At 71.8% G+C, this 24,794-nt stretch carries 22 protein-coding genes; 9 read left to right on the top strand and 13 right to left on the bottom strand.

All coding sequences use genetic code 11. The annotated features are described in order from the left end of the window. Positions 1-16: 16 nt before the first annotated feature. A complete protein-coding gene (locus CRP56_RS32090) occupies positions 17-2,224 on the bottom strand; it encodes an MMPL family transporter (protein WP_097269904.1) in 2,208 nt (735 codons plus the stop codon). 100 nt (positions 2,225-2,324) lie between these two features. Here CRP56_RS32090 and CRP56_RS49130 point away from each other — a divergent pair, with 100 nt between their 5' ends. Beyond that, a complete protein-coding gene (locus tag CRP56_RS49130) occupies positions 2,325-2,906 on the top strand; it encodes a TetR/AcrR family transcriptional regulator (RefSeq protein WP_097269902.1) in 582 nt (193 codons plus the stop codon). Between the two features lie 63 nt (positions 2,907-2,969). Here the strand turns inward: CRP56_RS49130 and CRP56_RS32080 are convergent, their stop codons facing one another. Beyond that, positions 2,970-3,389: a DUF6299 family protein gene (locus CRP56_RS32080; protein WP_097269900.1), complete on the bottom strand. Its 420-nt coding sequence runs from the start codon at positions 3,387-3,389 to the stop codon at positions 2,970-2,972. Positions 3,390-3,644: 255 nt separating this feature from the next. On the opposite strand from CRP56_RS32080, the gene CRP56_RS32075 reads away from it, so the two are divergent. Beyond that, positions 3,645-3,830, top strand: a complete 186-nt coding sequence (locus CRP56_RS32075) for a DUF5999 family protein (RefSeq protein ID WP_097269898.1) — start codon at positions 3,645-3,647, stop codon at positions 3,828-3,830. Positions 3,831-3,834: 4 nt separating this feature from the next. Here CRP56_RS32075 and CRP56_RS32070 read toward each other — a convergent pair whose 3' ends face one another. Beyond that, a complete protein-coding gene (locus tag CRP56_RS32070) occupies positions 3,835-4,233 on the bottom strand; it encodes a RidA family protein (protein ID WP_097269896.1) in 399 nt (132 codons plus the stop codon). Continuing rightward, on the bottom strand, positions 4,230-5,360 hold the full coding sequence (locus CRP56_RS32065) for an acyl-CoA dehydrogenase family protein (protein WP_097269894.1): 1,131 nt from the start codon (positions 5,358-5,360) through the stop codon (positions 4,230-4,232). The genes CRP56_RS32070 and CRP56_RS32065 overlap by 4 nt, the downstream gene beginning before the upstream one ends. A gap of 147 nt (positions 5,361-5,507) precedes the next feature. Here CRP56_RS32065 and CRP56_RS32060 point away from each other — a divergent pair, with 147 nt between their 5' ends. Then, on the top strand, positions 5,508-7,112 hold the full coding sequence (locus CRP56_RS32060) for an AMP-binding protein (RefSeq protein WP_257041285.1): 1,605 nt from the start codon (positions 5,508-5,510) through the stop codon (positions 7,110-7,112). A 15-nt stretch (positions 7,113-7,127) separates the two neighbouring features. Beyond that, on the top strand, positions 7,128-7,940 hold the full coding sequence (locus CRP56_RS32055) for a PaaX family transcriptional regulator (protein ID WP_097269892.1): 813 nt from the start codon (positions 7,128-7,130) through the stop codon (positions 7,938-7,940). A 23-nt stretch (positions 7,941-7,963) separates the two neighbouring features. On the opposite strand, the gene CRP56_RS32050 is transcribed toward CRP56_RS32055, so the two are convergent. Together CRP56_RS32050 and CRP56_RS32045 are read right to left on the bottom strand one after the other, a co-directional pair. Further along, entirely contained in the window at positions 7,964-10,321 is a 2,358-nt protein-coding gene (locus CRP56_RS32050; protein ID WP_097269890.1) for a bifunctional salicylyl-CoA 5-hydroxylase/oxidoreductase, read from the bottom strand. After that, complete coding sequence (locus CRP56_RS32045) at positions 10,306-11,133, bottom strand: enoyl-CoA hydratase family protein (protein ID WP_097269888.1); 828 nt, start codon at positions 11,131-11,133, stop codon at positions 10,306-10,308. Before CRP56_RS32045 ends, CRP56_RS32050 begins: the two co-directional genes overlap by 16 nt. A 304-nt stretch (positions 11,134-11,437) precedes the next feature. On the opposite strand from CRP56_RS32045, the gene CRP56_RS32040 reads away from it, so the two are divergent. After that, positions 11,438-11,890, top strand: coding sequence for an ATP-binding protein (locus tag CRP56_RS32040; RefSeq protein WP_097269886.1), 453 nt, complete (start codon positions 11,438-11,440; stop codon positions 11,888-11,890). On the opposite strand, the gene CRP56_RS32035 is transcribed toward CRP56_RS32040, so the two are convergent. The 3 genes from CRP56_RS32035 to CRP56_RS32025 all read right to left on the bottom strand — a co-directional run bounded on the left by CRP56_RS32035 (position 11,850) and on the right by CRP56_RS32025 (position 15,673). Next, a complete protein-coding gene (locus CRP56_RS32035; protein ID WP_097269884.1) occupies positions 11,850-13,286 on the bottom strand; it encodes an amino acid permease in 1,437 nt (478 codons plus the stop codon). The genes CRP56_RS32040 and CRP56_RS32035 overlap by 41 nt on opposite strands. 94 nt (positions 13,287-13,380) lie before the next feature. Further along, on the bottom strand, positions 13,381-14,388 hold the full coding sequence (gene argF / locus CRP56_RS32030) for an ornithine carbamoyltransferase (protein ID WP_097269882.1): 1,008 nt from the start codon (positions 14,386-14,388) through the stop codon (positions 13,381-13,383). A gap of 61 nt (positions 14,389-14,449) precedes the next feature. Further along, entirely contained in the window at positions 14,450-15,673 is a 1,224-nt protein-coding gene (locus CRP56_RS32025) for an arginine deiminase (protein ID WP_097269880.1), read from the bottom strand. Positions 15,674-15,792: 119 nt separating this feature from the next. Here CRP56_RS32025 and CRP56_RS32020 point away from each other — a divergent pair, with 119 nt between their 5' ends. Both CRP56_RS32020 and CRP56_RS32015 read left to right on the top strand, forming a co-directional pair. Continuing rightward, on the top strand, positions 15,793-16,932 hold the full coding sequence (locus CRP56_RS32020) for an SPFH domain-containing protein (protein WP_097269878.1): 1,140 nt from the start codon (positions 15,793-15,795) through the stop codon (positions 16,930-16,932). Continuing rightward, complete coding sequence (locus CRP56_RS32015; RefSeq protein ID WP_097269876.1) at positions 16,929-17,819, top strand: NAD(+)/NADH kinase; 891 nt, start codon at positions 16,929-16,931, stop codon at positions 17,817-17,819. The genes CRP56_RS32020 and CRP56_RS32015 overlap by 4 nt, the downstream gene beginning before the upstream one ends. A gap of 25 nt (positions 17,820-17,844) precedes the next feature. On the opposite strand, the gene CRP56_RS32010 is transcribed toward CRP56_RS32015, so the two are convergent. Continuing rightward, positions 17,845-20,388 (bottom strand): polynucleotide kinase-phosphatase, encoded by a 2,544-nt coding sequence (locus CRP56_RS32010; protein ID WP_097269874.1) that lies wholly within the window; start codon positions 20,386-20,388, stop codon positions 17,845-17,847. After that, positions 20,385-21,860 carry a 3' terminal RNA ribose 2'-O-methyltransferase Hen1 gene (locus CRP56_RS32005; protein ID WP_097269872.1) on the bottom strand — a complete coding sequence of 492 codons (1,476 nt, stop codon included), beginning with the start codon at positions 21,858-21,860 and terminating at the stop codon, positions 20,385-20,387. The genes CRP56_RS32010 and CRP56_RS32005 overlap by 4 nt, the downstream gene beginning before the upstream one ends. 95 nt (positions 21,861-21,955) lie before the next feature. On the opposite strand from CRP56_RS32005, the gene CRP56_RS32000 reads away from it, so the two are divergent. Beyond that, the gene (locus CRP56_RS32000) at positions 21,956-22,756 is read left to right on the top strand and encodes an SAM-dependent methyltransferase (protein WP_097269870.1); all 801 of its coding nucleotides are present in this window, start codon (positions 21,956-21,958) and stop codon (positions 22,754-22,756) included. Positions 22,757-22,807: 51 nt separating this feature from the next. On the opposite strand, the gene CRP56_RS31995 is transcribed toward CRP56_RS32000, so the two are convergent. Further along, positions 22,808-23,731: an LLM class F420-dependent oxidoreductase gene (locus CRP56_RS31995; protein ID WP_097269867.1), complete on the bottom strand. Its 924-nt coding sequence runs from the start codon at positions 23,729-23,731 to the stop codon at positions 22,808-22,810. A gap of 236 nt (positions 23,732-23,967) precedes the next feature. Between CRP56_RS31995 and CRP56_RS47755 the strand changes: the two genes are divergently transcribed. Continuing rightward, on the top strand, positions 23,968-24,132 hold the full coding sequence (locus tag CRP56_RS47755; protein WP_165951269.1) for a hypothetical protein: 165 nt from the start codon (positions 23,968-23,970) through the stop codon (positions 24,130-24,132). 57 nt (positions 24,133-24,189) lie between these two features. On the opposite strand, the gene CRP56_RS31990 is transcribed toward CRP56_RS47755, so the two are convergent. Then, positions 24,190-24,660 (bottom strand): DUF6099 family protein, encoded by a 471-nt coding sequence (locus CRP56_RS31990; protein WP_097269866.1) that lies wholly within the window; start codon positions 24,658-24,660, stop codon positions 24,190-24,192. Positions 24,661-24,794 lie beyond the last annotated feature (134 nt).

Below are 24,794 nucleotides of genomic sequence, written 5' to 3'. Positions count from 1 at the left end.
TCGCGCACCATCGGGCTCAGCGCACGGAAGCCTTGTCCCGCTTCGTCTCTTCCTCCTCCGTCGGCTCAACTGCCGCTCGCGCCGGCAGCTTCGCCCCCTCGATGTCGACGTCCGGCGTGACGCGGTCCAGCCAGCCCGGCAGTCCCCAGGCGCGGCGGCCGAGCAGTGCCATGGCGGCGGGCACGAGGGTCATGCGGACGACGAACGCGTCGACGAACACACCGAACGCCAGGGCGAAACCGATGGACTTGATGATCGGGTCGGTGTTGAAGACGAACCCTCCGAAGACCGCGACCATGATGAGCGCGGCGGCGCTGACGACCCGCCCGCTGCGTGCCATGCCCTGGGTCACGGCCTCGGCGGCGTCGCCCGTGTGCTCGAAGTGCTCGCGCATCCGGCTGACGAGGAACACCTCGTAGTCCATGGCCAGTCCGAAGAGGACGCCGATGAGGAGGACGGGCAGGAAGCTGGTGACCGGTCCCGCGGAGGGGATGTCGAGCACGCCGTTCAGGTGGCCGTCCTGGAAGACCCAGACCGTGGCGCCCAGGGAAGCGGCGACCGACAGCAAGAAGCCGAGGGCCGCCTTCACCGGCACGAGCAGTGACCGGAAGGCGATGGTCAGCAGGATCAGCGCCAGGATCACGATGATGGCGATGAACAGCGGCAGCGCGTCGGACAGCTTGCCCGCCACGTCGATCGCGGCGGCCGTCTGCCCGGCGATGTAGAGGGTGCCACCCGCCTTCTCGACGGTGCTCGCGTTCTCCCGCAGCCGGTGCACCAGGTCGGTGGTGGCCTGGGCGTCGGGCCCGGTCTTCGGGACCACGGCGAGGACGGCGAGGGTGGAGTCGGCGTTGGTGACGGGCGGGGCGGCGACCGCCACACCCCGGTCGCCCGCGAGGGCCGTCCGCAGCCCGGTCACGGTCGCCGTACGGTCGCCTGCCGGGACCTTGTCGAGGTCGACGACGGCCGTCAGCGTGGCGTTGAAGCCGGGGCCGAAACCGTCCGTCAGCAGGTCGTAGCTCTTGTGCTGGGTGCTGTCGACGGGCTGCGAGGCGTTGCTCGGCAGCCCGAGCCGCAGATCGCGGGCGGGCGCGGCGAGCGCGAGCAGGCCGATCACCCCGGCCAGCAGGACGAGCAGCGGCTTGCGGGTGACGGCCCGTCCCCAGGCCAGTCCCCAGGCGCCGGGCGGGCGTTCGCGCCCCTCGGTCCGCCGTGCCCGCGGGCGCAGCCGCTCGCCGAGGAAGCCGAGTGCGGCGGGTACGAGGCTGACGGCGACCAGCACCGCGAGCGCGACGGTGGCCGCGGCGGCCAGACCCATCACGGTCAGGAACGGGATGCCGGTGACCGCGAGCGCGGCCAGCGCGATGATGACGGTCGCCCCGGCGAAGACGACCGCGCCACCGGCGGTGGCCACGGCCCGCGCGATGGAGTCCTCGACGTCCTGGTCGGGGTCGGCGAGCTGCTCGCGGTGGCGGGAGATGATGAACAGGGCGTAGTCGATGCCGACGGCCAGCCCGATCATCAGGGCGAGGACGGTGGCGGTGGACGTCATCTCGACGTACCGGCTCATGAACTCGACGCCCAGGACGCCGATCGCCACCCCCACCAGGGCGGTGAGCAGCGGCAGCCCGGCCGCGACCAGGGAGCCGAGGGCAAAGGTGAGGACGACGAAGGCGGCGACCACGCCGACGATCTCGGCCGGTCCGCCGACCTCGGTCTTGTGCTCCATCGCGGAGCCGCCGAACTCGACCTCCAGACCGGCGTCGCGGGCCTGCGCCATCGCGTCCGACAGGGCGTCCTTGGCCTCCTGCGTGACGTCGCTGGCCTGCTGCCGGAAGCGGACGTCCGCGTAGCCGATCCGCTGGTCGGCGGAGACGGTGCGGCCCTTGAGCGGGTCGGAGACGTCGGCGACACCGGGGACCCGCGCGGCCTGCTTCAGGCTCGCCTCCATGGCCGCCGAGGTCTTCGGCCCGGTGAGCTTCTCGCCCTCCGGTGCCGCGAAGACGACCCGCGCGACGCCGCCCGCCGCCTCCGGGAACTTCTCCTTCAGCACGTCCTGCGCCTGCTGCGACTCGATGCCCGGTACCGAGAACTCGGTCGTCACCTTGCCGTGCAGGGTGATCCCGAGGCCACCGACGACGGCGAGCAGCAACAGCCAGGCGGCGGCGACCCGGCCGCGTCGGCGTATCACCCAGCGCGCCCAGGTGTACAGGCGTGACGCCATGATCGTTCTTCCCCTCGCTCGACTCATTACACCGTACGGCATTTTTACAGTCAGTTGTAAATTTACCGTCAAAGGTAAAGAGCGATGGTAAAGTCCGGGCATGATGAGCGAGGGTCTGCGTGAACGGTCCAAGGCGCGGCGCAGGGAAGCGATCCTGCGGGCCGCGTACGAGCTGTTCGCCGACCGCGGCTTCGAGGCGACGACGATCGCCGACATCGCGGCGGCGGCGGAGGTCTCCCCGCGTACCGTCACGCTCTACTTCCCGTCCAAGCTGGAGCTGGCGACGTCCCACTTCGACGAGCTGGCGGACCGGCTGGCCACGGCGTTGCGGGAGCGGGCGGAGGGCTGGACGACCCTGGACGCCCTGGAGGCGTGGCTGCGCGCGGACCTCGCCGAGGCGGACGACCTGGACGACCTCCATGAGCGCATGCTCGACCTCAACCCGCAGCTCAAGGCCGTCACCAACGTCCGCCTCACGGAGGTCATCCAGGAGGGCGCCCGCATCCTCGCCGAGGAACGCGGCGACGCGCCCGACGACTTCGGGCCCCGGATGGCCGCGGCCGCCGCGGCGGCGGTCGTCAGCGAGGTGTGCCATCACGCCCAGGAGGCGAACATCGACCGGGCGATCGCCTTCCTGCGTGCGGGGCTGGCGACACTCGACGGCGAGCCGGCCGGCTCCTGACGCGGGACCCGCGCAGCGGCAGCGGCGTCCGGAGCCGGCGGCGGCCCATGAGGTCGGAGCGGGTCAGCCCGCGGTCGTCAACGTGACGTCCTGCTGCTGGGCCGCGTGGAAGCGGGGCAGCGGCAGGCCGCCCTGCGGGTGCAGTTCCATCACCGTGGCTTCGACGTGGGCCGCGCCGGGCTCAAGGGTGCCGGCGTCGACCGCGCCGCTGTTCTCCCAGCGGTGCTCGGCGCCGTCACAGACGGCACGGGTGCCGCCGATGCCGTGGCGGACGGACGGCGACTTCTGTCCGACGGAGGAACTCACGAAGGCCGGGCCCGTATTGCCGAGGCAGCGGTAGGTGCCGGAGAGCGTGACGGTGCCGTCCTCGGCGAGGGTGCCGGTCGGGTCGACGGTCACGGTCTCGTAGGAGTCGGCGACGGCGACGGGCGCGGCGGCCAGGAGGAGCAGGGTGGCGGCGGCGAGGGCGGGGCGTACGAACACGGGGATCTCCCAGGTCAGTGGAGTACGAGCAGGGGCCTCCACTGGTACCGGTCGGGCGCCTCGACGGGCGTGATCGTCACTCCTTCGGTGGCGAGTCCGCGGCGGTCTTCCGGGATCCGTCCGGGTGTTGTCCGCGTGTTGTCACGGTTGGCGCCGGGCCGTTCCGGTGAGTTCGCGACGGGAGCATGGTCTATCCATACGGACGCCCCGCACGGAGAAGCCGGAGGGACCGTCCGCCCGATGTGGAGGTGCGCCATGTGTTCACACCAGCCTTCGTGCTCTGCCTCCGAGGCCACTGGCTCGCACGTCGTGTCCGCCCACCCCGAGCAGGGGTGGAGCCTGCTGTGCGACGGCTCGATCGTGTTCGACGACAGCGGGGAACTGCTGCCGGACGGGCGGGTCGTCCAGCCTCACCGCGTGCCGCTGGCCATGGCGGCCTGAGCCGCTAGGGCAGTACGGCGAAGCCGTCCAGTTCCAGCAGCGCCTGCTCGTCCCAGAGCCGGACCACCCCCACCACCGCCATCGCCGGATAGTCCCGGCCCGCCAACTCCCGCCAGATACGGCCCAGTTCGGCCGCCCTGGCCCGGTACTCGGCGACATCCGTGGCGTACACCGTGACGCGAGCCAGGTCCGCCGGGGTACCGCCCGCCGCCCGCAGGGCCGCCAACAGGTTGGCCAGCGCCCGCTCGAACTGCTCGGGCAGCGTCTCCCCCACCACCTTCCCGTCGGTGTCCAGCGCCGTCTGACCGGCCAGGAACACCACCCGCGACCCCGTCGCCACCACCGCGTGCGAGAACCCCGTCGGCGGGGACAGCTCGGGCGGGTTGACGCGCTCGGTGCTCATCGGGTCCCCTCTCGCTCGGCGTACAACTCCTTCGCGATGATGCCCCGTTGCACCTCGCTCGCCCCCTCGTAGATCCGTGGCGCCCGCACCTCCCGGTACAGGTGCTCCAGCAGATGCCCGCGCTCCAACGCCCGTGCGCCGTGCAGCTGGACGGCCTTGTCGACGACGTACTGCGCGGTCTCGGTGGCCAGCAGCTTCGCCATCGCGGCGCGCTTGGGGACGTCCGGGGCGCCTGCGTCGTACGCCGTCGCCGCCGCGTGGACCATGAGGCGGGCGGCGTCCGTGCGCAGGGCCAGCTCGGCGACCTCGTGGGCGACCGTCTGGAGGTCCTTCAACTTGCCGCCGAACGCGTCCCGTCGGGCGGTGTGCGCGAGGGTGGCGTCCAGGGCTGCCTGGGCCATGCCCACCGCGAAGGCGCCGACGCTGGGCCGGAAGAGGTTCAGCGTGCCCATCGCCACCCGGAAGCCGCGGTCCACCTCGCCGAGCACGTCGTCGGCGGTGACGGGTACGGCGTCGAAGGCGAGGGCGCCGATGGGGTGCGGGGAGAGCATGTCGAGGGCGGTGCCGGTGAGGCCGGGGCGGTCGGCGGGGACGAGGAAGGCGGTCACGCCGCGGGCACCCGCAGCGCCGCCCGTCCGCGCGAAGACCGTGTAGAAGTCGGCCTCGGGGGCGTTGGAGATCCAGCACTTCTCGCCGGTGAGCCGCCAGCGGCCCGGGCCGTCGGGGCGGGCGGTCAGGGACAGCGCGGCCGCGTCCGAGCCCGCCCCCGGCTCGCTCAGCGCGAACGCCGCCACCGCGCTGCCCGCACCGACCCGCGGCAGCCAGCGGTCGCGCTGGGCCGGGGTGCCGTGGGCGTGCACCGGGTGGGCGCCCAGCCCCTGGAGCGCGAGGGCCGTCTCCGCCTCGGTGCACGCGTACGCCAGGGACTCCCGCATCAGACAGAGGTCGAGGGCGCCGGAGCCGAACAGCCGCTCCAGCAGGCCGAGTCGGCCGAGTTCGGCGACCAGCGGGCGGTTCACCTGCCCGGGCTCGCCCTTCTCGGCGAGCGGGCGCAGCCGGTCCGCGGCCAGCGCGCGCAGCTCCGCGCACCAGGCGGTTTGTGCCGGATCGAGCGAGAATGCGGGCATTGCCGGTCCTCTCTCTCCGCTGGCCCCGGCGGCGTCCCCTGGGCCCTTCGCCGACGATATCGCGTCCCATTGACTGTCGTCACCAAGACGATACGCTCGTTGCGCGAGCCCACCCACGACGCCCACAAGGCAAGGGGGCGACCCAGCATGAATCCGCGCCTGAACCCCTCGGCCCACGTCGACACCTTCGCGCGCGACCATCTCCCGCCCCCGGACCAGTGGCCCGAACTCGTCTTCGATCTGCCGGAGCTGCGGTACCCCGATCGGCTGAACTGTGCCGACGAGCTGCTGACCGGCCCGCCCGACGACAGCCCCGTCTTCCACACCCCGTCCGGCGACTCCTGGACGTACGGCACCCTGCGCGCCCGCGTGGACCGGCTCGCGCATCTCCTCACCGGCGAGCTGGGCGTCGTCCCCGGCCATCGCGTCCTGCTGCGCGGCCCGACCACACCGTGGCTGGCGGCCTGCTGGCTGGCCGTGCTGAAGGCGGGGGCGGTCGCGGTCACGGTGCTGGCCCAGCAGCGGCCGCACGAGCTGGCCACGATGTGCGAGATCGCGCAGATCGGGCACGCCCTGTGCGACATCCGGGCCGTGGACGACCTCGCCAAGGCCGAGATACCGGGGCTGCGGATCACCACGTACGGCGGTGACGCCCCCGACGACCTGCTGAACCGGACGGCGCCGGACACCCCGTACCCGGCCGTGCGGACCTCGGCCGACGACGTGGCGCTGATCGCCTTCACCTCCGGCACCACCGGGCGCCCCAAGGGCTGCATGCACTTCCACCGGGACGTCCTCGCCATAGCCGACACCTTCGCCCGGCACGTGCTGCGGCCGCACGCGGACGACGTCTTCGCCGGCAGTCCCCCGCTCGGCTTCACCTTCGGGCTCGGCGGGCTCGTCGTCTTCCCGATGCGGGCGGGCGCGAGCGCGCTGCTGCTCGAACAGGCCGGTCCCCGGCAGCTGTTGCCCGCCCTCGCCGAGCACCGGGTCTCGGTGCTGTTCACCGCCCCGACCGCCTACCGCGCGATGCTCGACGAGCTCGACTCGTACGACATCTCCGCGCTGCGCCGCTGTGTCTCCGCCGGGGAGAACCTGCCCGCCGCCACCTGGCGGGCCTGGCAGGAGCGGACCGGACTGCGGATCATCAACGGCATCGGCGCGACCGAGCTGCTGCACATCTTCATCTCCGCCGCCGACGAGCACATCCGGCCGGGGACCACCGGGGTGCCGGTACCCGGCTGGCACGCGCGCGTGGTCGACGAGGAGGGCCAGGACCGGCCCGACGGGGAACCCGGGCTGCTCGCCGTGCGCGGGCCGGTCGGGTGCCGGTACCTCGCCGATCCGCGGCAGCGCGAGTACGTGCGCTTCGGCTGGAACATCACCGGTGACACCTACGTCCGTGAGGGCGACGGCTACTTCCGGTACGTCGCCCGCGCGGACGACATGATCATCTCGGCCGGGTACAACATCGCGGGCCCGGAGGTCGAGGACGCGCTGCTGCGGCATCCGGACGTGGTGGAGGCCGCGGTGGTGGGGCGCCCCGACGAGGCACGCGGGCAGGTGGTGGTGGCGTACGCGGTCGTCAAGGAGGGCGCCGAACGGGACGCCGAGACCTTGCGCGCGTATCTCAAGTCGGAGCTGGCGCCGTACAAATGTCCGCGCGAGATCGTCTTCCTGGACGCGCTCCCCCGCACCGCGACCGGCAAGCTCCAGCGCTTCCGCCTGCGCACCGAGGGTGACCAGCAGTGATGCCGACGACCTAAGATGATCAACGTGTCCGACCAGCATGCACCACGGTCTCTCATCGTCACGCTCTACGGCGCCTACGGCCGCTTCGTGCCCGGCCCGGTACCGGTCGCCGAGCTGATCCGGCTGCTGGCCGCGGTCGGCGTGGACGCGCCCTCCGTCAGATCCTCCGTGTCCCGGCTCAAACGCCGCGGACTGCTCGTGCCCTCCCGCACCGCGCAGGGTGCGGCCGGATACGAACTCTCCCCCGACGCCCGCCAGCTGCTGGAGGACGGCGACCGCCGCATCTACGCCGTCGCACCGCCCGAGGACGAGGGCTGGGTCCTCGCGGTGTTCTCCGTCCCGGAGTCGGAGCGGCAGAAGCGGCACGTGCTGCGCTCCCGGCTGGCCGGCCTGGGATTCGGGACCGCGGCGCCGGGCGTGTGGCTCGCGCCGGCGCGGCTGTACGAGGAGGCCCGGCACACCCTGGAGCGGCTGCGCCTCGACCCGTACGTCGACCTCTTCCGCGGCGAGCACCTCGGCTTCGCCGCCACCGCCGACGCGGTCGCCCGCTGGTGGGACCTGGCGGCGATCGCCAAGGAGCACGACGCCTTCCTCGACCGGCACGCGCGCGTGCTGCACGCCTGGGAGGACCGCGAGGACACCCCGCCCGACGAGGCCTACCGCGACTACCTCCTCGCCCTGGACTCCTGGCGCCACCTCCCCTACATCGACCCCGGCCTGCCCGCCCGGCTGCTCCCCGAGGACTGGCCGGGCAGCCGCTCGGCGGCGGTGTTCCGGGGGCTGCACGCGCGGCTGCGGGACGCGGGGGCCGCTTTCGTCGGCGTGTGATCCCATGCCCGCTGCCAGGTGACTCAAGTCCCCAGCGTCAGCCGGGGCTTGGGGGCGTCCGTGCGTCCGGTCTGCGGGCGGCGGCTGCCCGCTTGGTACGGGGCCGGCCAGACGACGCCGGGGCCGTCGTACCCCTGCTCGGCGGCGGCGTGCAGGGTCCAGTGCGGGTCGTAGAGGTGCGGGCGGGCGAGGGCGCACAGGTCCGTGCGCCCGGCCAGGATCAGGGAGTTGACGTCGTCCCAGGAGGAGATCGCGCCGACCGCGATCACCGGAATGCCGGTCTCGTGGCGGATACGGTCCGCGAAAGGCGTCTGGTACGAGCGCCCGAACTCCGGCTGCTCCTCGGCCACGACCTGCCCGGTCGACACGTCGATCGCGTCGGCGCCGTGCGCGGCGAAGGCGCGGGCGATCTCGACGGCGTCCTCGGCCGTCGTGCCGCCCTCGGCCCAGTCGGTGGCGGAGATGCGGACGGTCATGGGCCGTTCGTCGGGCCATACGCCCCTGATGGCGTCGAAGACTTCGAGGGGGAAGCGCAGGCGCTTGGCGAGCGTGCCGCCGTAGGCGTCGGTGCGGCGGTTGGTGAGCGGGGAGAGGAAGCCGGAGAGCAGGTAGCCGTGCGCGCAGTGGAGTTCGAGGAGGTCGAAGCCCGCGCGGGCGGCCCGCCAGGCGGCCGCAGTGAACTGCTCGCGGAGATCGGTGAGTTGGGCACGGGTGAGTTCACGCGGGGTCTGACTGGCGGGCTTGTACGGCAGTGCGGACGCGGCCACGAGGGGCCAGTTGCCGTCGGGCAGCGGTTCGTCCATGCCCTCCCACATCAGCTTGGTCGAGCCCTTGCGGCCGGAGTGGCCTAGCTGCACGCCGATCGCGGTGCCCGGCGCCTGGGTGTGCACGAAGTCGGTGATCCGCCGCCACCCCTCGGCCTGCTTGCCGTTGTAGAGGCCGGTGCAGCCGGGGGTGATCCGGCCCTCCTCGCTCACGCACACCATCTCGGTCATCACCAGGCCCGCGCCGCCGAGCGCCCGCGCTCCCAGGTGGACGAGATGGAAGTCGCCGGGGAGGCCGTCGGTGGCGGAGTACATGTCCATCGGCGAGACCACGACCCGGTTGCGCAAGGTCAGTCCGCGCAGCCGGAACGGCGTGAACATCGGGGGCGTGCCGGGCGGACAGCCGAACTCGCGCTCCACCGCGCCTGTGAAGCGGGCGTCGCGCAGGCGCAGGTTGTCGTGGGTGACGCGGCGGCTGCGGGTGAGGAGGTTGAACGCGAACTGGCGTGGCGGCTGGTCGAGATAGCGGGCCAGGTCCTCGAACCACTCCAGGCTGGCGCGGGCGGCGCGCTGCGTGGAGGCCACGACGGGTTTGCGTTCGTCCTCGTAGGCCTGGAGTGCCGAGGGCAGGTCCGGTTGCTCCTCCAGACAGGCGGCGAGGGCGAGGGCGTCCTCGACGGCGAGCTTGGTGCCGGAGCCGATGGAGAAGTGCGCGGTGTGGGCGGCGTCGCCGAGCAGCACGGTGTTGCCGTGGGACCAGTGCGCGGTGACGACCGTACGGAAGGTGGTCCAGGCCGAGTTGTTGGAGTGCAGCGGCCTGCCGCCGAGGGCGTCGGTGAAGATCTTGGCGCAGCGGTCGAGGGACCCCTGGGTGTCGAGGTCCGCGAAACCGGCCGCCTGCCAGACCTCTTCGCGCATCTCGACGATCACGGTGGAGGCGTCGGGCGCGTACGGGTAGCCGTGCAGCTGCATCACGCCGTGTTCGGTCTCGGCGATCTCGAAGCGGAAGGCCTCGAAGGCGAAGTCGGCGGCGAGCCAGATGTAGCGGCAGCGGTGGGTGGTCACCTGGGGGCGGAACACCTGCCGGTGTGCCTCGCGGGTCGTGCTGTTGATGCCGTCGGCGGCGATGACGAGGTCGTGGGTGTCGGCGAGGTCGGGCGGGGCTTCGGTGCGGAAGCGGAGGTCTACGCCGAGGTCGTGGCAGCGGGCGTGGAGGATCTCCAGCAGGCGTTTGCGGCCGAGGGCGGCGAAACCGTGTCCTCCGGAGGTGTGGCGGGTTCCTCGGTGGACGATGTCGATGTCGTCCCAGCGGATGAAGTCCTGTTGGAGGGCCTCGTAGACCTGTGGGTCGGCGTGTTCTATGCCGCCGAGTGTTTCGTCGGAGAGGACGACGCCGAAGCCGAAGGTGTCGTCGGGGGCGTTGCGTTCCCAGACGGTGACTTCGCGGGCGGGATCGAGACGTTTCAGCAACGCCGCTGCGTAGAGGCCGCCGGGGCCGCCGCCGATGATCGCGACGCGTAGGGGGTGGCTGAGCGTGGACGGCGGCTGACGGTCGTCTGTGGCTGGTCGCGCAGTTCCCCGCGCCCCTGGGGTCGGCGCAGTCACCGTCCGCTCCATTTGGGAGCTCGCTTTTCCTTGAACGCCTTATGGAACTCTGCGTAATCCTCGCCGTTCATCAACAACGCCTGTGTCGACGCGTCCAGTTCCACCGCCGCCGCCAGTGGCATGTCCAGTTCCGCCGTCAGTAGCGCCTTCGTCTGGGCGTACGCCAACGCCGGGCCGTCGGCCAGGCGGCGGGCCAGGGCGCCCGCGGCCTCGTCCGCCCTGCCCTCGTCCGTCAGCTCGCTGATCAGGCCGATCCGCTCGGCCTCCGGGGCCCTCACCGGCTCTCCCAGCATCAGCAGCCGCGTCGCGTGGCCCAGGCCGATCACCCGGGGCAGCAGGTAGGCCGCGCCCATGTCGCCGCCGGACAGGCCCACCCGCGTGAACAGGAAGGCGAACCGGGCGGTCGGGTCGGCCACCCGGAAGTCCGCGGCGAGGGCGAGGACCGCCCCCGCGCCCGCGGCAACACCGTGCACCGCCGCGATCACCGGGAACGGGCACTCCCGTACGGCCCGCACGACCTGCCCCGTCATCCGGTTGAAGTCGAGGAGCTGGGCCGTGTCCATCGACAGGGTCGCGCCGATGATCTCGTCGACGTCGCCGCCGGAGCAGAAGCCCCGTCCCTCACCGGCCAGGACGAGGGCCCGCACCGAGCGCTCCCGGGACAGCTCGGCGAGGAGGTCGCGCAGGTCGGCGTAGGCGCCGAAGGTGAGCGCGTTGAGTTTGTCGGGGCGGGCGAGCGTGACGGTGGCGACGCCCGCGGTGAGGTCCACCCGCAGATGCTCCCAGCGGGCGGTTCGGGCGGCGGAGCCGGTGAAGGGACTCATGCGTGCGGCCTCCCCAGGTGAGGTGCGCTACCCGCGCTCTAAGCGCTCTGCCCTTCGAAGTTATCACTCATCTTTGACTGTCGTCACGAGCCCGCGATAAGGCCGTCCGGATCTGACCCGGCTCCGTCACATCCGTCACGACTCGTCGACAGGGCGGCAACGAGGGGAGCAGCCGTGCGAGGCGGGGCGTTGTCGGGGGTAAGCCGCCCGGTAGCGGGGCCGAAGGTCCCGCGCGGTGCCCGTCGGATGCCTCTGCTGGTCGGCGCCGTACCATTCATAAGGTTGAAAGCAGGACTGCCTGCTCATGAACGGAACCGCCTTGCAAGAACGCCCCTCAGCCTCCGCCTCCTGGCGTATCGCGCTGCCGCACTCCGCCGCGGCGGTGCCCGTGGCGCGTGCGCTGGTGCGGACGGCGCTCGCCGATCTCGAGCACGGGGCCGACTGTGACACCGCTGAACTGCTGACGGCCGAGCTGGTCGCGAACGCCGTCGAGCACACCGCCGGGGACTCCCCGATAGAGCTGGTCGTGGAGCTGCTGCCCCATGGCTGCCAGGTCGAGGTCCATGACCCGGACCCGGCGCCGCCCGGCGATCTGACCCGTCCGCACGGCGGGGAACCCGACCCCTGGCAGGAGCACGGACGCGGGCTGCTGCTGATCCGTGCCCTCAGCTCGTCCTGCGGACACCGCCCCACCGAGTCCGGCAAGGCGGTGTGGTTCAGACTGCCAGTGGTTCCGCGGCAGTGGCGTCCGGTGTGACCGTGGCCTGCCTGCCGAGCCTCGAGTTCCGGCGGCCGTAACCGACGTAGAGCAGGAATCCGACCGCCAGGAACACCGCGAACTGGATCCAGGTCGTCCAGCCGGTCTCGTACATCAGGTACAGGCAGAAGCCGATGCCGAGCAGCGGGACGACGGGGTAGAGCGGCACCCGGAAGGTGCGGGCGAGGCCCGGTTCCGTGCGGCGCAGGGCGATGACCGCGATGTTGACGACCGCCATCACGGCGAGCGTGCCGATGGTGCACAGGTTGACCACCGCGTCGAGGGACGCGAAGGCCGCCGGGACGGCGAAGACGGCCGCGACGATCAGGGTGCCGGCGACGGGTGTGGCGGTCCTCGGGGAGACCTTCTCGAAGACGCGCGGGATCAGCCCGTCGCGGGACATGGACATCAGGATGCGGGTCTGGCCGTACATCACCGCCAGGACGACGGAGGCGATGGCGACGACCGCGCCGAAGGCGATGACCCCGCCGCCGACCGACGAGCCAGTGACCTCGTTGACGACGTACGACAGGGCGGCAGGGCGGCCGCCGACCTCGTCGCCGCCGATGGCGCCGATCGCGGCGAGGGCGACCGCGCAGTACAGCAGGGTGACCAGGCCGATGCAGACGAGGATCGCGACCGGGATGTCCCGGCGGGGGTTCTTCGCCTCCTCGCCGGCCGTGGTGATCGCGTCGAAGCCGATGTACGAGAAGAACGCGGCCGTGGTGCCCGCGCCGATGCCGCCGAGGCCGGCCGGGGAGAAGGGCGTGAGGTTGCCGTCCTTGAAGGCGGTGAACCCGATCGCGCAGAAGGCGACGAGGATCGCGAGCTTCAGCACCGCCATCGCGGCGGTCGCGCGGGCGCTCTCCCGGACGCCGCGCACGAGCAGGACCGAGGCGAGCGCGATCACGATCACGGCGGGGAGGTTGATCACGCCGCCGTCGCCGGGGCCGGCGGACAGGTCGGCCGGGATCTGCCATCCGACGAGGCTGTCGAGGAGCTCGTTGACGTACTGGCTCCAGCCGACCGCCACGGCCGACACGGAGACGCCGTACTCCAGGAGCAGACACCAGCCGACCAGGAAGGCGGTGCGCTCGCCGAGACCGGCGTAGGCGAAGGAGTACGACGATCCCGAGACCGGGATCGCGCCGCCCAGCTCGGCGAAGGCGAACGCGGTGAAGACGCAGGTGATCGCGGCGAGGACGAAGGAGACGACGACGGCCGGGCCCGCCTGGGCCACCGAGTCGGACAGTCCGACGAAGATGCCGGTGCCGACGATCGCGCCGAGACCGAAGCAGATCAGCTGGAACAGGCCCATCGTGCGACGGAGGCCGTGGCCCTCGCGGTCGGTGCCGGATTCGGCGACCAGCAGGGCGGGGGACTTTCTGCGGGGCATGCGGGTGGTGCTCGTTTCTCATGATTGCGACGGTGGTCGCGGTCGGCGGCCCGGAAAGGGGTGGCTCCGGGCCGCCGCACAGAATAGGCGCTGATCAGGCGAGTGTCGCCACCAGGACCGCCTTGATGGTGTGCATACGGTTCTCGGCCTCGTCGAAGACCACGGAGTGCTCCGACTCGAACACCTCGTCGGTGACCTCGAGCTCCGTGAGGCCGTGCCGCTCGTGGACCTCGCGGCCGACGCGCGTGCCGAGGTCGTGGAAGGCCGGCAGACAGTGCAGGAACTTCACGCCGGGGTTGCCGGTGGCGCGCAGCACGTCCATGGTCACCGCGTAGGGGCCGAGCAGCGCTATGCGCTCGTCCCAGATCTCCTTGGGCTCCCCCATCGACACCCAGACGTCCGTGGCGACGAAGTCGGCGTGGCGCACGCCCTCCTTCACGTCCTCGGTGAGGGTGACCTGGCCGCCGGAGGCGAGGGCGAGTTGCCGGGCCACCTCGACGATCGTCTCGTCCGGCCACAGCACCCGGGGCGCGACGATACGGACGTCCATGCCGAGCAGGGCGCCCGTGACCAGGTAGGAGTTGCCCATGTTGTAGCGGGAGTCGCCGAGGTAGGCGAAGACCGTCTCGTCGAGCGGCTTGTCGCTGTGCTCGGTCATGGTGAGCACGTCGGCGAGCATCTGGGTGGGGTGCCACTCGTCGGTGAGGCCGTTGTAGACGGGGACCCCGGCGTATGCGGCCAGTTCCTCTACGACACCCTGCCCGTGCCCGCGGTACTCGATCGCGTCGTACATCCGCCCGAGCACGCGCGCGGTGTCCCGTACGGACTCCTTGTGGCCGATCTGCGAGCCGGAGGGGTCGAGGTACGTCGTCGAGGCGCCCTGGTCGGCGGCGGCGACCTCGAACGCGCAGCGGGTGCGCGTCGAGGTCTTCTCGAAGATCAGCGCGATGTTCTTGCCCTGGAGGTACCGCGTCTCGGTCCCGGCCTTCTTCGCGGCCTTCAGCTCCGCGGCCAGCTCGACCAGCCCGAGGAACTCCTCGGCCGTGAAGTCGAGCTCCTTGAGGAAGTGGCGCCCGGCGAGGGCGGTGGGGACAGTCGCCATGGGGCGCTCCAGAGGTGGTACCGGACAGGGACCCTGGAAGTCTATACGACGATCGGCATTTCTATACAGGATCACGCTCCACCGGACAGCTCATACAGCGCGGCCCCCCTCTCCCCCGCCCCAGCTCGCTGCCCGGGATCTCGATGACCTCGATGCCCTGCTTGCGGAGGTGGGTGTTGGTGGTGGCGTTGCGTTCGTAGGCGACGACCACGCCCGGCTCGACGGCCAGCACGTTGCAGCCGTCGTCCCACTGCTCGCGCTCGGCGGCGTGGACGTCCTGCGTGGCGGTCAGCACCCGGATCTCGCTCAGCCCCAGCGCGGCGGCGATCGCGCGGTGCATGTGCTCCGGCGGATGGTCGGTGACCTTCAACTCCTTGTCGCCGACGCCCGGTTCGATGGTGTACGAGCGGAGCATGCCGAGCCCGGCGTACTGGGTGAAGGTGTCGCCGTCGACCATCGTCATCACGGTGTCGAGGTGCATGAAGGCGCGCCGCTTGGGCATGTCCAGCGCCACGATCGTCTGCGCCGAGCCGGCCGCGAACAGCTTGTGCGCGAGCATCTCCACGGCCTGCGGCGTGGTGCGCTCGCTCATGCCGATGAGGACGGCGCCGTTGCCGATGACGAGGACGTCGCCGCCCTCGATGGTGGAGGGGTAGTCGGCCTGACCCTCGCTCCAGATGCGGAACGTCTCGTCGCGGAAGAGGGGGTGATGCCGGTAGATCGCCTCGAAGTGGACCGTCTCCCGCTGCCGGGCGGGCCAGCGCATGGCGTTGACGGAGACGCCGTCGTAGATCCAGGCGGAGGTGTCGCGGGTGAAGAGGTGGTTGGGCAGGGGGGCCAGGAGGAAGTCGTCGAGGTCCATGACGTGGAAGCGGACGGAGACCGGCTCCTCGTGCGCGTCGAGGAACTCCCGCTTGGTCATGCCGCCGACCAACGCCTCGGCGAGCGCGGGCGCGGGCAGCGTCTCGAAGGCGGCGCGGAGATGGTCGGTGGCGAGGACGCCGTACTCCTTCTCGTCGAAGACCCGGTCCAGGACGAGGGTGCGGGCCGCCGGGACCGACAAGGCCTCGGTGAGCAGGTCGCCGAACAGGTGGACGGTGACCCCGCGGTCGCGGAGCACGTCGGCGAACCCGTCGTGCTCGGCGCGCGCCCGGCGCACCCAGAGCACGTCGTCGAAGAGGAGGGCGTCCTTGTTGCTGGGGGTGAGCCTTTTGAGCTCGAGATCCGGCCGGTGCAGGATGACGCGGCGCAGCCGCCCGGCCTCGGAGTCGACATGGAATCCCATGCCTCCATCCTGACCACCGGCGACCGCATTCACCCCCTTCTTGACCACTTCCCTTTCTCGTCCTCTTGACGATAAACGCGCCCCCTGGTTATCGTCTTCCAGACGACAAGGGGGCTCTCGTGGCCGACATCACCCGGCGCCTGGGCTGGCGCCATCTCCGTGGCGCGCCGACCGCGCACATCCGGCACCACCGCGGCGGAAAGCTGCTGCACGACGGGCCGGGGCTGAGCTTCTGGTTCCGCGCGCTGACCGCCGCACTCTCCGAAGTGCCGGTCGACGACCGGGAGTTGGCGATGACCTTCCACGCCCGTACGTCCGACTTCCAGGACGTGACGGTGCAGTCGACGGTGACCTACCGGATCAGCGACCCGGCCCTCGCCGCGGCCCGGCTGGACTTCTCGGTCGACCCGGACACCGGCGCCTGGCGCGGCACCCCGCTGGAACAGCTCGGCACCCTGCTCACCGAGACCGCCCAGCAGCATGCCCTTGACGTCCTCGCCCGTACGTCGTTGTCGGCGGCGCTGGTGGACGGGGTGACGGCGGTGCGGGAGCGGGTCGCGGCGGGCCTGGCGGCGGAACCGCGGCTGCCGGCCACGGGCATCGAGGTGGTCGCGGTCCGGGTCGTGGCCCTGCGTCCGGAGCCGGAGGTGGAGCGGGCCCTGCGCACCCCCGCCCGTGAGCAGATCCAGCAGGAGGCCGACCGGGCGACGTACGAGCGGCGGGCGGTGGCGGTCGAGCGGGAGCGGACGATCGCCGAGAACGAACTGGCCAGCCAGATCGAACTCGCCCGGCGTGAGGAGCAGTTGGTCGAGCAGCGCGGCACGAACGCCCGCCGCGAGGCCGAGGAACACGCGGCGGCGGACGCGGTACGGGCCGGGGCGGAGGCGGCCCGGTCGGTGAAGCTGGCGGAGGCCGAGGCGACGCGGTCGGTGAAGCTCGCGGAGGCGGAGGCCGCACGGTCGGTGAAGCTGGGCGAGGCGGAGGCGACGCGGTCGCTGAAGCTCGCCGAGGCGGAGGCGGCTCGGTCCGTGCAGTTGGCCCGGGCCGAGGCCGAAGGGGTGCGTGCGGTGGGCGAGGCGCGGGCCCAGGCGCAGGAGGCATGGCTGCGGGTGCACGCCGACGTCGACGTGGCGACCCTGCACGCCCTCACCGGCACCCGGCTCGCGGAGAACCTGCCGCACATCGACAGCGTCACCATCTCGCCGGACGTCCTGACCGGCCTGCTCGCCAAGCTCGGCACCCCGCGGGACCCGGCGTGAGCCTCGCCCCGAGGGTCGTCCTGGTCCACCGCACCACGGAGTACGAGGAGTTGGTGGCCCACCACGGCACCCACGGCCAGGCCGCGTTCTTCCTCTCCTCCCGCGGCCGGGACATCGAGGAACTGGCGGACCGCCACCGCCGTACCCGTGCCGCGCTGGCGGAGGTGACGGCGGCGATCCCGCTGACCTGGCGGCAGAGCCGGGTGGAGCGGCGGGATCTGGACCGGTTCCTGTTCGCGCCGGAGGACGTGGTGGTCGTGGTCGGCCAGGACGGCCTGGTCGCGAACGTTGCCAAGTACCTCGCCGGGCAACCCGTGTTGGGCGTGGACAGCGATCCCGGCCGCAACCCCGGTGTGCTGGTACGGCACCGGCCCTCGGAGGTGGCGCGGCTGCTGGCGGTCGCGGACCGTGAGGTCGACGAGCTGACGATGGTGGAGGCCGTGGCCGACGACACCCAGCGGCTCCTCGCCCTCAACGAGATCTATCTGGGCGCCGCCGGTCACCAGACCGCCCGCTACCGCCTGGGCCTCGACGACGACGGGGGTGTCGCCGAGGCCCAGGCCTCCTCCGGGGTGCTGGTGGGCACGGGGACGGGCGCGACCGGCTGGCTGCGGTCGGTGTGGCGGGAGCGGGGCGCGCAGCTGCGGCTCCCGGGCCCCGCGGAGGAACGCCTGGTGTGGTTCGTCCGCGAGGCATGGCCCTCGCCCGCCACCGGTACGTCCCTGGTGGCGGGCGAGTTGACGGCCGCCGCCCGGCTGCGGCTCACGGTCGAGTCCGAGCGGCTGATCGCGTTCGGGGACGGCATGGAGGGTGACGCGCTGGAGCTGACGTGGGGGCAGTCGGTACGGGTGGGGGTGTGCCGGGAGCGGTTGCGGTTGGTGGGGTGACCGGGCCCCGAGGGGCCCGGTGACTTCACAGCCGTGGGTCCACCGGCTCCGACTCCAGGGCCAGCACCCCGAACACCGCCTCGTGGACCCGCCACAGCGGCTCGCCCTCGGCCAGCCGGTCCAGCGCCTCCAGACCGAGCGCGTACTCGCGGATCGCGAGCGAGCGCTTGTGGTTCAGGAAGCGTCCGCGCAGCCGGGCGAGGTTCTCCGGCCGGGTGTACTCCGGACCGTAGATGATCCGCAGGTACTCCCGGCCCCGGCACTTGATGCCGGGCTGTACGAGCCGTCCCTCGCCGCTGCGCACCACCGCGCCCAGCGGCTTGACGACCATGCCCTCACCGCCGCGGCCGGTCATCTCCAGCCACCAGTCGACGCCCGCCTGGACCGACTCGGGGTCGGCCGTGTCGACGTACAGGCGCCGGGTGGTCTGCAGCAGACCGGTGCCGTCGTGCTCCACCAGCCGGTCCAGCAGGGCGAGTTGCTCGTCGTGCGGGAGGCCGGCGAGGCTGCGGCCCTGGACCGCGAGGATCTGGAACGGTGCCAGGCGGACGCCGTCCAGGCCGTCCGTGGTCCAGCAGTAGCGGCGGTACGCCTCCGTGAACGCGGCCGCGTCCGAGGCCCTCGCGCGCTGCCGGTCCAGCAGCTCACCGACCTCGACGCCGCGCGCCGCCGCGCCCTCAAGGGCGGCGACGACACCCGGGAACACCGCCCCGGACGCGGCGCCGACAGCGGCGTACTGCGAACGCAGCAACCCCGACGCCTTCAGCGACCACGGCATCAGCTCGGCGTCCAGCAGCAGCCAGTCCGTGTCCAACTCCCGCCACAGACCCGCCTCTTCGACCGCCGCGCGCACCCGCCCGAGGATCTCCTCGGTCACCGACCCGTCGTCGAAGAACGGACGGCCGGTACGGGTATAGAGCGAACCGGTCGGCCCGTCGACACCGAAGCGCTTGCGCGCCGCCTCCGCGTCCCGGCACACCAGCGCCACCGCCCGCGACCCCATGTGCTTCTCCTCGCACACGACCCGCGCGACCCCGTCCTCGGCGTACTGCTTGAACGCCTCGGCCGGGTGCTCCAGGTAGCCCTCGATGTGCGACGTCGCGGTCGGGGCCATGGTCGGCGGGAGGTACGGCAGCAGCCGCGGGTCCACCGCGAACCGGCTCATGACCTCCAGCGCCGCCGCCGCGTTCTCCTCACGGATGGCGACGCGGCCCTGGTGCCGGGTCTCGACCACCCGCCGCCCCTGCACGTCCGCCAGGTCCAGCGGCCGCCCGTCGTGACCGCCGGGTGCCTCCGACTTCAGCGGCTTCGTCGGCTCGTACCAGACCCGCTCCGCCGGTACGTCGACCAGCTCGCGCTCCGGCCACCGCAGCGCGGTGAGCTTGCCGCCGAAGACGGCACCGGTGTCCAGGCAGATGGTGTTGTTGAGCCAGCTGGCCTCCGGGACCGGGGTGTGACCGTAGACCACGGCCGCCCGGCCCCGGTAGTCCTCCGCCCACGGGTAGCGCACCGGCAGCCCGAACTCGTCGGTCTCGCCGGTGGTGTCGCCGTACAGCGCGTGCGAACGCACCCGCCCCGACGTACGGCCGTGGTACTTCTCCGGCAGACCGGCGTGGCAGACCACCAGCCGGCCGCCGTCGAGGACGTAGTGGCTGACGAGCCCGTCGATGAACTCCCGTACCTCGGCACGGAACTCGTCCGACTCGCTCTCCATCTGCTCGATCGTCTCGGCGAGTCCGTGGGTGTGCTGGACGTTGCGGCCCTTCAGGTAACGGCCGTACTTGTTCTCGTGGTTGCCCGGCACGCACAGCGCGTTGCCCGACTTCACCATCGACATCACGCGGCGCAGCACACCGGGGCTGTCCGGGCCGCGGTCGACGAGGTCGCCGACGAAGACCGCGGTGCGGCCCTCCGGGTGGACGCCGTCGGTGTAGCCCAACTTGCCGAGCAGGGACTCCAGTTCGCTCGCGCAGCCGTGGATGTCGCCGACGATGTCGAAGGGGCCGGTGAGGTGGGTCAGGTCGTTGAACCGCTTCTCGGTGACGACGGTGGCGTTCTCGATGTCCTCGACGCCGCGCAGGACGTGCACCTTGCGGAAGCCCTCGCGCTCCAAGTGCCGCAGCGAGCGACGGAGTTCACGGATGTGCCGCTTGATGACCCGGACCGGCATGTCGGCGCGGTCGGTACGGCCCGCGTTGCGCTCGGCGCACACCTCCTCCGGCACGTCCAGCACGATGGCGATGGGCAGCACGTCGTGCTGCTTGGCCAGGTCGATCAGCTGCTTGCGGGCGTCCGACTGCACGCTGGTGGCGTCCACGACGGTGCGCCGGCCGGCGGCGAGCCGCTTGCCGGCGATGTAGTGGAGCACGTCGAAGGCGTCCTTCGTCGCGCTCTGGTCGTTCTCGTCGTCGGAGACCAGGCCGCGGCAGAAGTCCGAGGAGATCACCTCGGTGGGCTTGAAGTGCCTGCGGGCGAAGGTCGACTTGCCGGAGCCGGAGGCGCCGACGAGGACGACGAGGGAGAGGTCGGTGACGGGCAGGACCCGTCCCTGGGTCAGGTTCTCGGTCATGCGGCCTTCGCCTCCTTCTCCTTCTCGTTCTCCATGCGTACGGTGAACACGGCCATCTGCGTGGGCGGACCCACCTCGGGGTCATCGGGCCCGACCGGCACGAACTCCACGTCGTACCCGTGCCGTTCGGCCACCGCCCCGGCCCAGGCGCGGAACTCCTCCCGCGTCCACTCGAAGCGGTGGTCGCCGTGCCGGACATGACCGGCCGGGAGGGACTCCCAGCGGACGTTGTACTCGACGTTCGGCGTCGTCACGAGGACGGTCTTCGGGCGCGCGGCGCCGAACACCGCGTACTCCAGGGCGGGCAGCCGCGGCAGGTCGAGGTGCTCGATGACCTCGCTGAGCACGGCGGCGTCGTAACCCTTGAGCCGCTTGTCGGTGTAGGCCAGCGAGCCCTGGACGAGCTTGACGCGCGAGGCCTGCCGCTCCCCCATGCGGTCCAGCTTCAGCCGCCGGGAGGCGATGGTGAGGGCGCGCATCGACACGTCGACGCCCACGATCTCGGTGAACCGCACGTCCTTGAGCAGCGCCTGCACCAACTGCCCCTGTCCGCACCCGAGATCGAGCACGCGCGCGGCACCGGACGCCTGGAGCGCGGCGATGATCGCGTCCCGCCGCTGCACGGCGAGCGGCGTCGGCCTCGCCTCCTCCTCGGTCTCGGCCTCGACGGCGTTGTCGATCTCCTCGACCTCGCTGTCGTCGGCCTCGGCGAGCCGCACCAGCTCCAGTCGCTCCATGGCCTGCCGGGTCAGCGACCAACGCCGGGAGAGGTAGCGGCTGGTGATGAGCTTCTGCTCCGGGTGCTCGGGCAGCCAGCCCTCACCGGCGCGCAGCAGCTTGTCGACCTCGTCGTCGGAGACCCAGTAGTGCTTGGCGTCGTCGAGGACCGGGAGCAGGACGTACAGGTGCCGCAGCGCCTCGGCGAGGGTCAGCGTGGCGGACTCCAGTTCGAGGCGGACGTAGCGCGAGTCGCCCCACTCGGGGAACTGCGGGTCCAGCGCGACGGGTTCGACGCCAACGGTCCACCCCAGCGGCTCGAAGAGCCGTCGTACGAGTGCGGGACCGCCCCTGGCCGGCAGCGCGGGCACCTCGATGCGCAGCGGCAGCGGCTGCGCGGCCCGCTCGGGGCGGGCGTTGCACACCCCGCGCATGGCGCTGGAGAAGACCGCGCTGAGCGCCACGGCGAGCAGCGAAGAGGCCGCGTACGGACGGTCGTTGACGTACTGCGCGAGCGCCGCGTCGGGAGCCCCGCCGCGCCCCTTGCCCTTCCCCTTGCGCACCAGCGCCACGGCATCGACCTCCAGCATCAGCGCCGCCGTGCACCGCTCGGGCCGCGCCTCGGGGTAGAGGACATGGGCCTTGCCGTAGGAGGTGGAGAACGCCTGCGCCTTCTCGGGATGCTTGTGGAGCAGATAGCCGAGGTCGGTGGCGGGGCGGTCCGGGGTGCCGATGGTGGTGATCGAAAGGAACACGGGCGGGCCTCAAGTAGGGTCTGAACTGCTGATATGCACACCGTACAGACCGGACATCGGCAGCACTCGGGAATTATTCGCCCTGGAGGCCCCACGTGACAGACACCGGATCGGGCGCGGACCGCTTGGACACGAGCAAGCCGCACTCGGCGCGGATGTACGACTACTTCCTCGGCGGGAAGGACAACTACCCCGTCGACGTGGCCGCCGCCGAGCAGGTGACGGCCCTTTTTCCCGCGGTGAGCGCGATGGCGCGGACCAACCGGGCGTTCATGCACCGCGCGTCCCGGCTGCTGGCCGAGCGCGGGGTCCGTCAGTTCCTCGACATCGGCACCGGCATCCCGACCCGGCCGAACCTCCACCAGATCGTGCAGGGGATCGCCCCCGAGGCCCGGGTGGTGTACGCGGACAACGACCCGATCGTCCTGCGGCACGCGGAGGCGCTGCTGCACAGCACGCCGGAGGGGCGGACGGCGTACGTCCAGGGTGACGTACGGGAGCCGGGGAAGATCATCGCGGCGGCCCGCGAGACGCTCGACTTCACGCGGCCGATCGCCTTGTCCCTGGTGGCGCTGCTGCACCTGGTGGCGGACGAGGACGAGCCCGGCCGGATCGTGCGGGAGCTGCTGGCACCGCTGCCGTCCGGAAGTTACGTGACCCTCTCCCACGCGACCGGAGACTTCGATCCGGAGACCTGGGAGCGGGTGGTGGAGGTGTACCGCAAGGGCGGCACCGCGGCCCAGGTGCGCTCCCGCGCCGAGTTCTCCGCTTTCTTCACGGGCCTCGAACTGCTCGACCCCGGCGTGGTGTTGGCCGCCGAGTGGCACCCCGAGCTCGGCGAACGACAGGGCGGTACGGAGATTCCGCTGTACGTGGGGATCGGCCGCAAGCCGTGACGCGCGACCGTCCGGCGGAGGACGTGTTCCACCGGACGGTCGCCACGACGCTCAGCCCAGCTGCGACTGCACCTGCGAGGCGATGAGCTCCAAGTGCTCCAGGTCGTCGAGGTCGAGGACCTGGAGGTACAGGCGCCGCGAGCCGATCTCCTGGTACCGGCCGATCTTGTCGACGACCTCCGCCGGGGAGCCCGCCAGGCCGTTGGCCTTCAGCTCCGGCACCTCGCGGCCGATCGCGGCGGCGCGGCGGGCGACCTCCTGGTCGTCCTTGCCGACGCAGACGACGAGGGCGTTGGAGTACACGAGGTCGTCGGCCCGTCGCCCGGCCTCCTCGGCGGCGGCGCGGACCCGGCCGAACTGGGCCTCGCTGTCCTCGACGGAGGCGAACGGCATGTTGAACTCGTCGGCGTACTTCGCGGCCAGCCGCGGCGTACGGGTCGGGCCGTGGCCGCCGACGAGGACCGGGATCTTCTCCTGGGCGGGCTTGGGGAGGGCGGGCGAGCCGGTCAGGTCGTAGTACGTGCCGTGGAAGTCGAAGGTGTCGCCGAGCTTGGTCTCCCACAGGCCGGTGACGATGGCCAGCTGCTCCTCCAGGCGGCCGAACTTCTCCTTCGGGAACGGGATGCCGTACGCCTGGTGCTCCTCCTCGAACCAGCCCGCGCCGAGGCCCAGTTCGACACGGCCGCCGGACATCTGGTCGACCTGGGCGACCTGGATGGCGAGCACGCCGGGCAGCCGGAAGGTGCCGGCGGTCATCAGGGTGCCGAGGCGGATGCGCCGGGTCTCCCGGGCGAGTCCGGCGAGGGTGATCCAGGCGTCGGTGGGGCCGGGGAGGCCGTCGGCGGACCCCATCTTCAGATAGTGGTCGCTGCGGAAAAAGGCGTCGAAGCCAAGATCCTCGGTGGCCTTGGCGACGGTGAGAAGGGTGTCGTAGGTGGCGCCCTGCTGGGGCTCGGTGAAGATGCGAAGATCCATACCTCCATCCTGCACGCTGCCGTCCCGGTCAACCCCACTGGTCCCTCCGGCCCCGCGCCGCCCCGGTCGGGTGAAATCCGTCAACGCGGTACACGGCGGCTGCCCGGGCCAGTGACCCGGCGGAGGTGATGATCGTTGCTCGGGCGGAGCCGGACCGACCGGCGCCCGCGCCGGCCGGTCAGCGCCGGGCGTCAAGGTGTCGGCCTCCCGCGGAGGCCTGGGCCGAGGAGGCCGTCATGTCCGAAGAATCCGTCCCGCAGCAAGGTGGCGAAGCCGGTCGGCCGAAGGGCTTGCTGCAGCAGATGGAGGAGCTGATGGCGGCCCTCAACGCGGACCTCTCCGCCCTGGACGCGGACCTCCAGTCGGCGGGGCGGGGGGCCGAGGAGACCGAGGCCAAGTAGGGCTGCGCCGCCGGTGAGCGGGCGGCGATCGAAGTCACGGGGCCGCGCCGACCGCCCTCACCCCGCCTCCCGTTCCGGCATCACCTGATCCCCCTCCGCCAGCTTGCGCAGCATGTCCCGGACGCGGTCCCGGGATTCGTCGGCCGCGTCGATCGCCTCCATGCACTGCCAGTACGTCCCCTCGTCGTCCGCCGCGCAGGCGAGGCCCACCAGGGCTATGCCCACCTCGCCGAGGAGGCCGCCGAGGTAGACGAGGGCCTGGCGGGCGTCGCCCAGTTCGGTGAGCTGGGCGGCACGGAGGTCGGCGGTGTCGAGGTCGGGGCGGTCCAGGACCCCGCAGCCCCGGCCCGCCAGCTCCGTCAACCCGAGGGCCTCGCCCCTCAGTCGGGGCGGTCCGAAGACCGCGAGTCTGCTTCCTATCGCCTGCGCGAGAGCCTGCGCCTGCCAGACCTCCGTCAGGATCTGTGGCGCGTCTCCGCTTCCCGCGAGGGCACGCCTGCTCGTCACGATGAGCCGCACCGCGTCCATGCCCTGCCCCCGTCCGCCCGAACTCCCTTACCCACTACCCAGAGTGAGGGTCGTCGAGACGAAACGCCAGAGGAAGGCGGAAATCTGTGGACAACGAATCGATTTCGGGCCGGAATTTGACTGCGGAGAGTGAA

It is taken from the genome of Streptomyces sp. TLI_55 (assembly GCF_900206255.1).
GTDB classification, from domain to species: Bacteria; Actinomycetota; Actinomycetes; order Streptomycetales; family Streptomycetaceae; genus Streptomyces; species Streptomyces aquilus.
The sequence above is the reverse complement of the archived record's forward strand: the minus strand, read 5'-3'. Positions and strand labels throughout refer to the sequence as shown.

Bases quoted from the DNA above. Each gene is read 5' to 3' on its own strand.
- CRP56_RS32090 (WP_097269904.1), bottom strand. From the start codon at position 2,224: ATGGCGTCACGCCTGTACACCTGGGCGCGCTGGGTGATACGCCGACGC.
- CRP56_RS49130 (WP_097269902.1), top strand. From the start codon at position 2,325: ATGATGAGCGAGGGTCTGCGTGAACGGTCCAAGGCGCGGCGCAGGGAA.
- CRP56_RS32075 (WP_097269898.1), top strand. From the start codon at position 3,645: ATGTGTTCACACCAGCCTTCGTGCTCTGCCTCCGAGGCCACTGGCTCG.
- CRP56_RS32070 (WP_097269896.1), bottom strand. From the start codon at position 4,233: ATGAGCACCGAGCGCGTCAACCCGCCCGAGCTGTCCCCGCCGACGGGG.
- CRP56_RS32065 (WP_097269894.1), bottom strand. From the start codon at position 5,360: ATGCCCGCATTCTCGCTCGATCCGGCACAAACCGCCTGGTGCGCGGAG.
- CRP56_RS32060 (WP_257041285.1), top strand. From the start codon at position 5,508: ATGAATCCGCGCCTGAACCCCTCGGCCCACGTCGACACCTTCGCGCGC.
- CRP56_RS32055 (WP_097269892.1), top strand. From the start codon at position 7,128: ATGATCAACGTGTCCGACCAGCATGCACCACGGTCTCTCATCGTCACG.
- CRP56_RS32050 (WP_097269890.1), bottom strand. From the start codon at position 10,321: ATGGAGCGGACGGTGACTGCGCCGACCCCAGGGGCGCGGGGAACTGCG.
- CRP56_RS32045 (WP_097269888.1), bottom strand. From the start codon at position 11,133: ATGAGTCCCTTCACCGGCTCCGCCGCCCGAACCGCCCGCTGGGAGCAT.
- CRP56_RS32040 (WP_097269886.1), top strand. From the start codon at position 11,438: ATGAACGGAACCGCCTTGCAAGAACGCCCCTCAGCCTCCGCCTCCTGG.
- CRP56_RS32035 (WP_097269884.1), bottom strand. From the start codon at position 13,286: ATGCCCCGCAGAAAGTCCCCCGCCCTGCTGGTCGCCGAATCCGGCACC.
- argF (WP_097269882.1), bottom strand. From the start codon at position 14,388: ATGGCGACTGTCCCCACCGCCCTCGCCGGGCGCCACTTCCTCAAGGAG.
- CRP56_RS32025 (WP_097269880.1), bottom strand. From the start codon at position 15,673: ATGGGATTCCATGTCGACTCCGAGGCCGGGCGGCTGCGCCGCGTCATC.
- CRP56_RS32010 (WP_097269874.1), bottom strand. From the start codon at position 20,388: ATGACCGAGAACCTGACCCAGGGACGGGTCCTGCCCGTCACCGACCTC.
- CRP56_RS31995 (WP_097269867.1), bottom strand. From the start codon at position 23,731: ATGGATCTTCGCATCTTCACCGAGCCCCAGCAGGGCGCCACCTACGAC.
- CRP56_RS47755 (WP_165951269.1), top strand. From the start codon at position 23,968: ATGTCCGAAGAATCCGTCCCGCAGCAAGGTGGCGAAGCCGGTCGGCCG.
- CRP56_RS31990 (WP_097269866.1), bottom strand. From the start codon at position 24,660: ATGGACGCGGTGCGGCTCATCGTGACGAGCAGGCGTGCCCTCGCGGGA.